Source organism: Exiguobacterium sp. RIT594 (assembly GCF_003339585.1).
GTDB lineage: Bacteria > Bacillota > Bacilli > Exiguobacteriales > Exiguobacteriaceae > Exiguobacterium_A.
Genome location: NZ_QPKF01000001.1, coordinates 932,320 through 945,277, shown reverse-complemented (window position 1 = coordinate 945,277; position 12,958 = coordinate 932,320). Strand labels below are relative to the sequence as shown.

Annotated in this window: 10 protein-coding genes; 4 read left to right on the top strand and 6 right to left on the bottom strand. The window is 46.6% G+C overall.

Annotated features, from left to right (window positions below; all coding sequences use genetic code 11):
- Positions 1-209 precede the first annotated feature (209 nt).
- A complete protein-coding gene (locus DVG79_RS04695; RefSeq protein WP_114595667.1) occupies positions 210-599 on the bottom strand; it encodes a hypothetical protein in 390 nt (129 codons plus the stop codon).
- A gap of 198 nt (positions 600-797) precedes the next feature.
- On the opposite strand from DVG79_RS04695, the gene DVG79_RS04690 reads away from it, so the two are divergent.
- Positions 798-2,249, top strand: a complete 1,452-nt coding sequence (locus DVG79_RS04690; RefSeq protein WP_114595666.1) for an NAD(P)H-binding protein — start codon at positions 798-800, stop codon at positions 2,247-2,249.
- A gap of 259 nt (positions 2,250-2,508) precedes the next feature.
- Complete coding sequence (locus DVG79_RS04685) at positions 2,509-6,096, top strand: dynamin family protein (RefSeq protein ID WP_114595665.1); 3,588 nt, start codon at positions 2,509-2,511, stop codon at positions 6,094-6,096.
- 56 nt (positions 6,097-6,152) lie between these two features.
- On the opposite strand, the gene DVG79_RS04680 is transcribed toward DVG79_RS04685, so the two are convergent.
- The 3 genes from DVG79_RS04680 to DVG79_RS04670 form a co-directional block, all read right to left on the bottom strand.
- Positions 6,153-7,106 (bottom strand): LysR family transcriptional regulator, encoded by a 954-nt coding sequence (locus DVG79_RS04680; protein ID WP_114595664.1) that lies wholly within the window; start codon positions 7,104-7,106, stop codon positions 6,153-6,155.
- 14 nt (positions 7,107-7,120) lie between these two features.
- Complete coding sequence (gene corA / locus DVG79_RS04675) at positions 7,121-8,077, bottom strand: magnesium/cobalt transporter CorA (RefSeq protein WP_114595663.1); 957 nt, start codon at positions 8,075-8,077, stop codon at positions 7,121-7,123.
- Between the two features lie 112 nt (positions 8,078-8,189).
- Positions 8,190-8,738 (bottom strand): hypothetical protein, encoded by a 549-nt coding sequence (locus tag DVG79_RS04670; protein ID WP_114595662.1) that lies wholly within the window; start codon positions 8,736-8,738, stop codon positions 8,190-8,192.
- Between the two features lie 270 nt (positions 8,739-9,008).
- Between DVG79_RS04670 and DVG79_RS04665 the strand changes: the two genes are divergently transcribed.
- Together DVG79_RS04665 and DVG79_RS04660 are read left to right on the top strand one after the other, a co-directional pair.
- The gene (locus DVG79_RS04665) at positions 9,009-10,109 is read left to right on the top strand and encodes an NAD(P)/FAD-dependent oxidoreductase (RefSeq protein WP_233494522.1); all 1,101 of its coding nucleotides are present in this window, start codon (positions 9,009-9,011) and stop codon (positions 10,107-10,109) included.
- 99 nt (positions 10,110-10,208) lie between these two features.
- Positions 10,209-10,547, top strand: coding sequence for a hypothetical protein (locus tag DVG79_RS04660; protein ID WP_114595660.1), 339 nt, complete (start codon positions 10,209-10,211; stop codon positions 10,545-10,547).
- Between the two features lie 129 nt (positions 10,548-10,676).
- Here DVG79_RS04660 and egtD read toward each other — a convergent pair whose 3' ends face one another.
- Both egtD and egtB read right to left on the bottom strand, forming a co-directional pair.
- The gene (gene egtD / locus DVG79_RS04655; RefSeq protein WP_114595659.1) at positions 10,677-11,639 is read right to left on the bottom strand and encodes an L-histidine N(alpha)-methyltransferase; all 963 of its coding nucleotides are present in this window, start codon (positions 11,637-11,639) and stop codon (positions 10,677-10,679) included.
- Complete coding sequence (gene egtB / locus DVG79_RS04650) at positions 11,640-12,911, bottom strand: ergothioneine biosynthesis protein EgtB (RefSeq protein ID WP_114595658.1); 1,272 nt, start codon at positions 12,909-12,911, stop codon at positions 11,640-11,642.
- Positions 12,912-12,958 lie beyond the last annotated feature (47 nt).

The window sequence follows — 12,958 nt, the reverse complement described above, 5'->3', positions numbered from 1 at the left end:
GTTACTTACATCTTATTTCCAGTGTTTCACCTGTTCAATCAAATCTTAATAAACAAGCTTAGCTTTTATTCGGATACCGTTTTATGATAATAAACTGATATCACAAACATCTTTTAATGATTTTTCTTTTATTCTTTTTTCTTTGCTTTTCCCAATGACAAAAAACAAAAAAAAGAGGCTGATTCAGCCCCTTTTCTTTCAAACCCCCGTCACGTTTGACGATGACCCACTTCTTCATCCGTCCCAAACATCCGCACCTGAATCGCTCCGAGCGCCAACTTTAACTCTTTCGGGTTCAACTGGTCGATGATTTCGATTACGGTCACCGTCGTACGGCCGTTGTACAGTTGTACCAAAAGCTGACGTTCCACATCAATCATCCGGTCATCAACAGGTTCAGCCAACATTTCCTGATAAAAAAACTCCCCTGTTTCCGGAAAAAAATAATCACTGAACAGTTGCATCAATTGTAAATTCCCCGTTGCTAAAAACAGGATTGCCTGAAACGGCGTTTTCGTCCGATTCCGTGTACTCAAGCGTTTTAAAATCATCTGATACCGCTTATTATGTTGATCATCTAAGAAACAGACTGCATTCATCTTCGCCCTCTCCTTAAATTAAAAAGTAAGTAGTATGTACCTGGAAAACGATAATTCGTCTTCACTCATTTGACTTCTTTTTCTTTTTCCCTGTTTTTCACACATCAAGCCTGTTATCTCATGAAAACATCTGAAGGGATTACGAACGGTTTGATTCGGGTAAATTCAACAAGTAATGTCAATCAAGGAGGAAAACATATGACACAAACACGCAAACGCCTGGCACTTGCAGGCGCAACCGGATATATCGGACACAATCTTTTGAACGAACTCAAGAAAAAATATGATGTCATCGCCTTATCCCGAAACGGCGATGACAAGGATGATGAAGACCATGTCGAGTGGCGTTCGTGTGATTTGTTTTCGCTGAATGATACCATCGACGGATTACAAGGCGCGGATATCGCGATCTACCTGGTCCATTCGATGATGCCGTCCGCTAAATTGACACAGGGCTCATTCGAAGATATGGATTTGATTTTAGCCGACAACTATGCCCGCGCCGCCAAGGAAAATGGCATTCAGCAAATCGTCTACCTGAGCGGAATCATTCCGGAGGAGACGGAAGACTTGTCGCGCCACTTGAAAAGCCGATTGGAAGTCGAACGTGTGCTTGGTGCTTACGGGACACCGGTAACGACGATCCGGGCCGCGTTGATCGTCGGCCCAAAAGGGTCTTCCTTCCCCATTTTATCGAAGCTCGTTAAGCGGCTGCCTGTCATGTTGCTACCGGAATGGACACGGAATCAGACACATCCCGTCGCATTGCCGGACGTCATTCATGCCCTCGGAGCAAGTGTCGGACGGGAAGATTTGAAAGACCGTGCCATCGATATCGGCGGTCCGGAATCGATGACGTATAAGGAAATGATTTTGAAAACGGCAGAAGTCATGGGGAAACACCAACCGACGTTTGATATTCCATTAATGACAGTTAAACTGTCCCGCCTTTGGGTGACGTTAGTTTCGGGCGAACCAAAAGAGACGGTCTATCCTCTTGTCGAGAGTATGGTTCATGAGATGGTCGCAGATCCAGATAAGATGGTCGACGGCATCAGCGACGGAAAAATTACGTTTGAAGAGTCTGTCCGCATGGCGTTAAAAGAAGAGCAGGAAGAAAAAGACCAAAAGAAACAGTCGGGCCGTTCCTCTCAAAAAGAGGAAGCGCTTGATGTGCGATCCGTTCAGCGCGTCCGCTTGCCGGAAGGTCGCGATGCCAACTGGGCGGCTGATAACTATGTATCATGGCTTTCCTCATTCGCCAAACCGTTCCTGACTTCAAGCATTGCGAATGAGACCGTCGTAAAGATTCAAGTGCCGTTCCTCGATGCACCGCTTCTTGAATTAACAAAAGATCCGTTTCAGGATGCCGAGCAAGCGACGTACCGGATTACCGGCGGACTGTTTGCACAAGTTCAGGAAGACAGCAAAGGGCGGATTGAGTTCCGACAGATTCCCGGATCCCAGGAGTGCCTGATTGCCATTCATGAGTATGTACCGGCTTTACCGTGGATCATTTACAAATCGACGCAGGCCAACATTCATCTGCTCGTCATGTACCTGTTTAAACTCCACCTTCTCCGACTGATGCAGACAACGGAACACGCTCCTGACGAGTCGGATATGGTCGTCCCGGAAACGAACGGTTGATTCAAAAAACTAAGATTCCTTATCAGACTGAATTCCCCGAAGAGCGGGAATTCAGTCTTTTTTGATGCCTCTGCATATCCCGGGTTTTCGACAAATAGCATGGTAATCGGTTTGTTATTATCATATATCATTTTGCGGAATCCGTAAGTTTTAATGTCTCGCCTGCTGCTTGATTGCGGAACTTACCGATGAACAGATGACGGAACCAAAATAAGCGTGATACACTGAAACTGGATTGTAAGAAAGGGGTTTCACACGCATGCGCTCATTTGAAGAACGGTTAACGAATCACATTGAAGCGACCGCGCTTCTCACGACATTGATTCAACCCTCGTCGGATCAACTCCGACTCGACAAATTAAATAAATTTTCCGAAAAACTATTAAAACGCGAATTTACGATTGCTTTCGCCGGTCATTTTTCTGCCGGGAAATCCAGCATGATCAACGCCTTGACGGGCGAGTCCATTTTACCGACCAGCCCGATTCCGACCAGTGCCAATATCGTCACATTACGTCGGGACGAGCAGGATGCGGCCATCGTCCATTTTCATGATCGTCCTGCCGTCCAGTTAGACGCAACCGACTTACCGCATCTCGAGACATTAGGACGGGACGGCACCGTCGAACGGATCGATATCACACATGCCGGTTCAAGCTTACCGGAAGGACTTGTTTTAATGGATACGCCCGGTGTTGATTCCGTCGATGACGCCCACCGGATTTCCACGGAGTCCGCTTTACACTTAGCGGACATGATTTTTTACGTCATGGACTACAACCATGTCCAATCCGAATTGAATTTCACCGTCACCCGTGAATTGTTGACTTCCGTGCCTGAATTATATTTGATCGTCAATCAAATCGATAAACACCAGTCCGGCGAACTATCGTTTGCCGCCTTTAAGCGTTCGGTCATTCAGTCATTTGCAACCCATGGCGTCGAGCCAAAAGGAATTTTCTTTACGAGCTTACGGGAAGCGGATCATCCGGAAAATGATTTCCTGACCGTTAAACAGCTTGTCGACCAAAGCATTCGTGACGTCCAGCCGAAACTATTGCAATCAGCTGTTACGACACTGGAGTCCTTACACGCCGAACACGTAACGTATCTTGAAACACGCATCGAAGAAGCGGTCCAGTCGACGGACGAAGTCATCACTTCGTCCGAGCGGCAACACTCCGAAGTATTGTTTGAACAGTTGCATCAGCTCGATTTGCAACTCGAACTGATGGCACCGGAACAGTGGGTCGGCCGTTTTTCACAGCACCGGGAAAGCTTATTGCGCAATGCTACACTAATGCCGTTTGAGCTTCGTGAAAAAATGCGGACCTTTTTGGAAACACGACAACCCTCCTTTAAAGTCGGGTTCTTCAGAAGTGCCAAAAAGACGCAGATCACCCAGCAACAGGTCACGGACGAACTCATGAGGGCGTACCGCTCCGTTACGACATCTGAAATCGCTTTGCATCTGCGGAAGTTGATGAAACAATCTTTAGCGGAAGCCGGCCTCTTATCTGATCAGCACACGATGCAGATTGATACCTATCCACTCGACCCGCCACTCCGTGTCATCGAGGATGCCGTCCAGGAAGGTATCACGATTACCGGTGAGTCCGTCCTCCAGTTTACGAATCGTGTCGTCAGTTTGACGGCCGACTGGTATACAAAAGAGACGAACCGCTGGCGTGACAGCATTCGAACAGAACTGGAACAGACAGATGGCAGTGTCAAACAGGACCTGCTGACGGAACAAGCCGCTTTACGCCAAAAATGTGAGCTGTTGAAAACCGAAGCCGACTCCCGGCAATTGCTCCAAACGTATCTTGAACAGGCGGACTCGCCGACGAACCAACAACTGGAAGCGGCTCGACAACAGGTCTTGAAATGGCAACAGGACCTGAGCCAAGCCGAGCAAGCGTTAGTTCCGTTCCAGCCGCAGGAAGTAATCGGGGAAGTCGCCGTTGCTGAAGAAGCAACTCTTTCACAAGACGTCGAGGAGACACGGGCTTATACGTTGGAAGATATACAACAGATCCAAACGATTTTAGCATCCGTTTCCGGATTCGAAGACACGGTCGCCTACCTGCAAGACAAACTGAACCGCGTCTCCTCCAGTACGTTCACAATTGCTTTGTTTGGTGCGTTCAGTGCCGGCAAGTCGTCGTTTTGTAATGCGTTACTCGGACAACCGGTTCTGCCTGTCTCACCTAATCCGACGACCGCTTCGATCAACAGGATCAATCCGGTCAGTACGGTACATCCGCACGGTACTGCAACGATCCGCTTTAAGTCGGAACAGGAACTCGTCGATGAATTAAATGACCTGCTTCAGGCTTTTGATGTGACGATTACGTCCTTGCAGGAAGCAGCACATTGGATTGAATCTCAACCGGACCATACATTACGGGATACCTCTTTTTTACGTGCCTTTTTAACAGGGTATCCGTCTGTTTCGCCGTTCGTCGGAACGATACAAACCGTCGATCAAACGACGTTTACGGATTATGTCGCCCAAGAGCATCTCAGTTGCTTTGTTGATGTCATCGATTTGTACTTCGATAGTCCGTTGACCCGCCTTGGGATCACTCTCGTCGATACACCGGGTGCCGATTCGATTAATGCCCGTCATACCGATGTTGCCTTTGACTACATCAAAGATGCGGACGCCATCTTATTCGTGACGTATTTCAATCACGCCTTCGCCCGTGCCGACCGTGAGTTTCTGATTCAGCTCGGTCGTGTCAAAGATGCGTTTGAACTGGACAAAATGTTTTTCATCGTCAATGCAATTGACCTGGCACAAAACGACACTGAAAAACAAGCAGTCCTGCAATACGTCGGGACTGAATTACAACGGTTCGGTATTCGGTCGCCTCGTTTGTTCGGCGTCTCGAGCCTTCACGCATTAGCCGAGAAGCAGATGGATCGCACGTTGGATTCAGGTCTGCCAGTCTTCGAATCCGCCTTCCATCAGTTCCTGGAACGGGATCTCAAAGGGCTGGCCGTTCAAGTGTTGTCGGAAGAAACGGAGAAAACCGTCCATCGCTTACGCCAATTGATGGAACAGACCGAATTCAACATCGCCCGAAAAGAAACACGGCTAGAAGAACTGGATGACTTGAGTCAGACGATCGACACACACTTTTCAGACCGGCGGACCGATTTACTCCGGCATGCCTTATTCGCTGAAATTCATGAACTGTTACATCATGTCAACCAACGGATCTATTACCGTTTTCCTGATTTCTTTAAAGAAGCATATCATCCCGTCCGCTTTGCGAATGCTACAAAGCAGCAAGCCTTACACGAAGCATTGGTCGAACTACTCGGCTTTTTGAAATATGATTTCGAACAAGAATTACGCGTGACCCATTTCCGGATTGACGGTTGGATTAAAACAGCTCTAATCCAACGCTTCCAGGAAGAAGAGCGGTATGCGACGAAGTTGAACCCTTCTTTCCAACTTTCGCCGTTCGAAGCACCGGCGATGACATCCGTCCATTTTGAGGGGCCTTTCCAAGATGCGACACCGTACCAGTCCGTCAAACAGTATTTCCGTAATCCGAAAGCCTTTTTTGAACGGAATGAAAAAGAACAACTAAAAGATGCCTTGATGCAGTTGACGAAACCGGATGCGGCATCTTATCTTGAAACGGAAGAGCAGCGGTTGCGCGAGCTCGCGCAGCAACACATCGCCCACTTGCTCGACGAGATGTATACCGCATTATCCGGAACGTTACACAAACAAATCGAGATGGAACGAAACAGTTTGGCGACGACGGACCGACTCGAACAATTCAAACAAGCTTATTCGAGCATCAGCCATCTGAATCAAACCGTTTAATTTTCCTCCATGAGCGGCCCCCTTTTTATATAAAGAACCCGAATCAGTTCCACTTCTTAGAGAAGAGGTGACTGATCCGGGTTCTTTTTAACGCTTTCTCCACGATTGGATGGATGCGGCCAATAGGATTTAAAATAATGTAAGACATAGTCCCGGACGTGACGCACAAGCGGACGCTGCTCGACTCCTGCTAAATGATTTAACGACACGTCCCATAGCATCGGGGGGTCAAACGGTAAAATCCGGATGTCTTCCGCATGATGGAATCGAAGAATCGGCTCCGGCAAAATCGACACGACGTCGAGTTCCTGCACCATGCCGATCAACAAATCCCACGCACCGGAAGTAAAAAAGATCTGCGGTTCGACTTGTACGTGCCGGAACTGGGATAAAATCTGATGATGCAGCATAAAACTATCATTAAGAATGACCAACGGTTCCGCTGAGAGATCACGGTAAGAGACACTTTTGGCTTCGCTTAACGGATGACTCGGTCTCACTGCGACAACGACCTCATCCTCGATCAATCGATACCGTTCTATGCCATAGGATTCCCCCGGTTCAATTAAAATCGCCAAGTCCAGTTCTTCGAGCAACAGGCGGCGCTTCAATTCAAACGCTCCCTCTTCGATGATTTCCAGTTCAATCCCGGGATGTTCCGCCATCAATTTCGGAATCAGTTGTGAAAAAAGGACGGGCAAAATGACCGGTGGAATCCCTAACCGGACTTTTCCTCGGATGACACGCGACCGTTCGTGAAGATGTTCCATCATTTGTTGGTGTCCGTGCAGAACACTCAGGGCATCCTCATAAAATTGCTGTCCGGCGTCCGTCAGACCGGTTAATCGTCCATGGTGACGCATAAACAACTCTACCTGTTCCATCTCTTCAAATTCCCGCACCAGTTGACTGAGCGCCGGTTGTGAAATACGAAGATGCTTGGAAGCCCGCGTTAAATTGTACGCATGATCTACGATTGTCGTAAAAAATGTCAATTGCCGAATGTCCATCTGACTTCCTCCTCTTACTCATCGAACCAGTGATTTTTTCTGAAATATAGAATCATCCCCATCGCAATGACTGCCATCCCTCCCAGTGTGAAGAAGTAGCCGAAACGCGTTGTCAGTTCGGGCATATGTTCAAAGTTCATCCCGTAGATGCCGGCGATGAACGTTAAAGGCATGAAGATGGTCGTAAAAATCGTCAATGTCTTCATGATATTATTCATCCGGTAGGAGTTGAGCGAAATGAAATTATCCCGGAATTCAGACGTCATCTCCCGGTTGTACTCAATCATCTCGTTCAGCTTAAGCAGATGATCATAAATATCCTGAAAAAAAGCTTTTTTATTGGCATGAATCGCAAGCCGGCGCGATTCAACGACCCGGTACAACAAATCCCGCATCGGCAAAATCGTCCGGGCGACGACTAGCAAATCGGATCGAATCTCAAAAATCTCTTCCATAATCCGTTTATCATTTCCGCGTTGTTCGTATCGCCCTTCCAGTGCAAAAATCTTATCTTCTAACGTATGTACGATCGGAAAGTAACCATCGACGATTTTATCCATGATTTTATGAACGATCTCAATGGTCCACTGTTCCGGATTATTATGTATACGCTGAAAAGCTTGAAACACGACATCGATTTCACTCGACGGCTCCTCGTGATAAGAAACGACATAGTTCTCATTGGCGAACAGGTTAATTTCTTTTCCTTTGAGTGACTCCGTATCCAGGGCATGCAATACAAAAAAGCTGTATCCGTCGTAATATTCTAACTTCGGACGCTGCAAGTATTGAAAACAATCCTCAAGGGCCAACGGATGAAAATCAAAAGCAGACACCAGCTGTTGTTTTTCCTGCTCCGTCGGTTGATTAAAATCGACAAAATACCATTTGATATCGGGTGCGCGAAGACGATCTAAACCATCATCCACTACAACCTGATGATCTGTCGTCACCATTAGACAGCGTATCATGAACATTCACCTTCTTTTCGTTACGGTTTATTCACACAGTATCGCAAACAATCCGCTCGATTTCCATAAAAAAAAGACTGTAGCCCTATTTCAGCACTACAGTCCCCTTGCTTTATCCCCGTTCGAAGTAAAAGCCATTCCAGTAGACATGACGATACGTAAATTCTTTACCACTTTTTGTTGTCACAAGCATTTCATCTTCCGAAACGACAGCAATCTTAACGGGGGTCTCTCCGTGATCGGTCAAAAAATTTAAAATCTCTAAATGACGATTTAGCCATAACCGGCGGCGGAACCAACGGAACCGGCTAAACGCAGCTGTAAAGTGTAAAATCGATAACAGCATGATGATCATCCCGAACGGTAACGGTACATCAAACAACGCAATTAAATAAAAATCCGCGATGATTAAAAAGACGGATAATCCCATCTCGGTCATCTCCATAAAAGACGCTTTATACGTGGCAAAATAGGTCATGACACGAAATAAAACGATGACCGTCAAATAAGGTACAAAATAAAGACGAAAAACGTTGTCCGACCCACTGTTGACATACATGAGCAAGGGCAGGAAGAAGAGCAACTTCCAAATTAGGATGGCAGAATAAAACAAAGTGTGATCCGTGTAGCGTTTGCGTACGATGGCGCGACTAATGTTCATTGCCTTCCCCTCCTTCAATAGTGACTACATGTTCGAGTCGATGATGTCGGGATCAAATGCCTATAAGGGTATGTTTCCTGATTGGACCGTTTCTAATCGTATATTTTGTGTGAAATATCGGTTTATATTCAGTATACGAAACATTTTGATAAATAGTTTTACTTTCCCATCATTCCCCATATTTATAATGTGCTGAATCGATTGGATTTGTCGTTTGTCTGTTTTTTCTTTACACTTGATACAGATCACTTTAGAAATGAGATGAAAAACATGTACAGCCATATCGTTGTCGGTGCCGGCATCCTCGGAACATCGACCGCTTATCATTTAGCGAAACAAGGTGCAACGGTCCTGCTGATTGACCGGAAAGAAGCCGGACGTGCCACTCATGTCGCAGCTGGTATCATCTGTCCCTGGATGACACAACGACGCAACAAAGCCTGGTATCGACTAGCCAATAACGGTGCTCATTATTACGATACGCTAATTCCAGAACTGGAAGCGCTCGGTGAAACGAAGACGGGCTATCAAAAAGTCGGAACCATCGCCTTACATGAGACGTCAAAAATTGAAAAGATGCAGACGATTGCAGAAAATCGTTTTCCGGAAGCACCGGCAATCCAACAAATTGAACGGTTGACGGCTGACCAAGTCCGATCGATGTTTCCCTTGATCGAGTCGATTGAGGATGCCTTATTCGTCTCTGGAGGAGCCCGTGTCGACGGACGTGCCTTACGGGCGGCCTTAGAAAGCGGAGCAATCAAACACCAGGCTACCGTTCTTGAGGCCGATGCCTCGCTAGTCGTCGTCGACGGTCACGTCAAAGGGGTTCAAATCGGGCCCGACATCCATTATGCCGATCAAATCATCTTGACGGCCGGTGTCTGGATTAATGAATTACTCGAACCGTTACAAACGCGTCTTGATATTCGTGCCGAAAAAGGACAGATTCTTCATTTGGATATTTCGAATGAACAATCAAAGGATTGGCCTGTCATCATGGGACAACGCGGGTTGTATCTCGTGTCGATCGAAGATGGAAAACTTGCACTCGGTTCGACGCATGAAAAACAGCTCGATTACAACCTTCAGCCGACTGTTAAAGGAATGTACGCTTTATTGACACGTGCCATTCCGGTCGCACCGGTACTGGAAGAAGCCAACATCAACGAAATGCGGGTTGGACTTCGCCCCTATACGAGCAATTCCTTACCTGTCATCGGTCGACTGACGACTCATCCGAATGTTCTTGTCGCAAATGGTCTCGGGGCTTCCGGTTTAACGATTGGTCCGTATCTCGGTCAGGAGTTATCCAAATTGGCATTAGGAAAAGATTTGGATATTGATTTGAACGATTATCTTTTGCAATAACCTGCTGATGATTCATGTACTTCCCTCTTTAGTAAAGGTATACCCTTTCTAAAAAAGGAACAAACGTTCTTAAAAATGAAATTCAAAGGAGTTTTGGATGTGCACCCGATAAAAGATATGGTGACCCCTGAACAATTCGAAACACTGGATATTCGTGTCGGCACCATCCGCTCCCTCCATGTTTCAGATGCCGAACCTAGCTTTTTAAATCTGTTGATTGCGTTCGGAGACTTTCAACAGTCCGTATTTCTGGATTGGAAAGAATCTCGGTTCGAGTACGAAGAAATCGTCGGGAAACAGGCGTTGGTCCTGCTGAATGTTCCGGGAATCGTTACCGGTACGACCGGCCGTATTCTCGAATTAGGGACACAAGATCATCTGATGCCGGTACTGGCGTGTCCGGAACATCCGCTTCCTGACGGTAGTCGACTGAGTTAACACTGAAAAGCAGAAGTCAGCAGATAACGTGCTGTCTTGAACGAAAGAAGGAATCGCCATCGTCGCAGATGAGCGATCCCTTCTTTTTGGCTTATGAAACGGACTGATGTTTCCCCCTTATCGTTTTAATCAGATCCGCGCCTTTTCCAAGTAGTGTACGCTGAACTGGTGCTTGGCATCCATAAAACATCTGATTGGAGTAAATCCGTTTTGTTTGGCCAACCTTTGAAATTCTTCCTGACTGTACTTATAGGAATTTTCCGTATGAATCGTTTCCCCCTCTTTAAACGGAAAGCGCTGATCGGCAATCGTGACGATTTGATTGATCCGGCTTTTCAGATGCATTTCAATCCGCCCCTGCTGTTCGTTATAAAAAGCGACATGTTCAAACAATTCGGCATCAAACGTCCCTCCAAGTGTTTCATTGATATGCCGCAAGATATTTAAGTTAAACTGTGCCGTAACGCCGGCTCGATCATTGTAAGCCGCATGGAGCAGATCGGTTTCTTTTTTTGTATCAATTCCGATTAAGAAACCGTCTCCCTTCTCTAGCAATTGACTCGATTGTTGTAAAAAGGCTGCTGCTTCCTGCGGATTAAAGTTTCCGATTGTCGAACCGGGAAAGAAAATCACCTTTTTTTGTTTATCTTCAACCGGTAAATGCAAAGGGGCGGAATAGTCACCACAAACCGCTTTGATCCGGAGTCCCGGATAATCTTGAGATAATTGGTGAGCGGATTGGATCAGAAAATCTTTCGAAATATCGATTGGCATATATTGTTCCAATTGATGCAGGGAACTGAGTAAACTTTTGATTTTACGACTGCTGCCGCTTCCATACTCAATCAGTGTGTGGACCGGTCCGATACAATCTGCAATCGCCGCTTGGTGTTCGGATAGAATATCGATTTCCGTCCGCGTCAAATAATATTCCGGTTGCTGTGTAATCCGTTCGAATAATTCCGATCCGGTTTGATCATAAAAGTATTTTGCCTGCAATACCTTTTGAGGTTGCGCTAAACCGTGTAACACTTCTTGGAGCATGTTCTGCTGATCCGTGTACATATCAAAACTTTCGACTTGTTGCCGCATTTAGAGGTCACCCGCCAATCGGAAGCCACTGAACTGCCAACGTTTAGCAGGTGGGAAGAAATTCCGGTACGTCGCACGGATATGATTACCCGGAGTCACACAGGCACCGCCGCGAAGAACCATCTGGTTACACATGAACTTGGCATTGTATTCCCCGAGCGCTCCTTCAAGCGGTCGACTTTTCGGATAGGGAGCATATGCACTTGCCGTCCATTCCCAGACATCACCGAACATACCGTTCACCGACTGATTCGCGACTTGAACCGGAACGGGATGATAGGAACCTTGTTCCATGAAGTTTCCCTGTTGATCAACTTGCCGTCCGACGTGTTCCCATTCGGCTTCAGTCGGTAGACGTTTCCCGCACCACCGGCTGTAGGCATCGGCTTCATAAAAACTGACATGACAAACCGGTTCATCCAACTGCAAAGGTTCAACGCCGTTCAATGTGAAGATGGACCAGTCACCCTGTTGATCTTTCATCCAGTAGAGAGGTGCTTTCCACTGTTGTTGCGTCACGACTTGGAAGCCGTCCGACAGCCAATATTCAGCTTGCTCATACCCGCCCGCCTCAATAAATGCCATGAACTCCCGGTTGGTGACGGGACGTGTTGCGAGTTCAAATGGTTCTAGCCACGCTTTATGAACCGGACTTTCATTGTCAAAGGCAAATCCTCTACCCTCATGACCGATTTCAACGAGTCCCCCTTCAAATCGTGTAAACGTAAGCGGCAGCGACTGATCCGTTCCATGTCGCTCGACTTGTCGGTTCTGATACGCCGGCAATAACGGATTAGTAAAAAAGTTGTATTTTACATCCATCAAGATTAACTCCTGATGTTGCTGTTCATGCTGCAATCCCATTTCAACCAATTGCTCGATGACCTGTTGAAGCGCCGTCTCTCGTTCTTGTCGCAACAATGTCAAGACTGCCTGATCGACATGTTTACGGTAAGCAATGACGTCCTTGACGGTGGGACGTGACAGCACCCCTCGCTGATGGCGCGGTTGATACGGACCAATCGAATTGTAGTAGGAATTAAATAAATAGTTGTATACCGGATCAAAAACGTGATACGTATCGTCATACTCTTGAAGGATCATCCGTTCAAAAAACCATGTCGTATGGGCAATATGCCATTTCGGCGGGCTGACATCCGTACTTGCCTGAATTACAAAATCCTCTTGTTCCAACGGTTCAATCAAGGTTAATGTCTGATTCCGGACCGTATTGAACTTGTCTGCTAAGTAAGTCGTAATCTCTTGACTCAATTCATCCACTCCCTTTAAATGAAATATTCTGAAAATATACACCATTA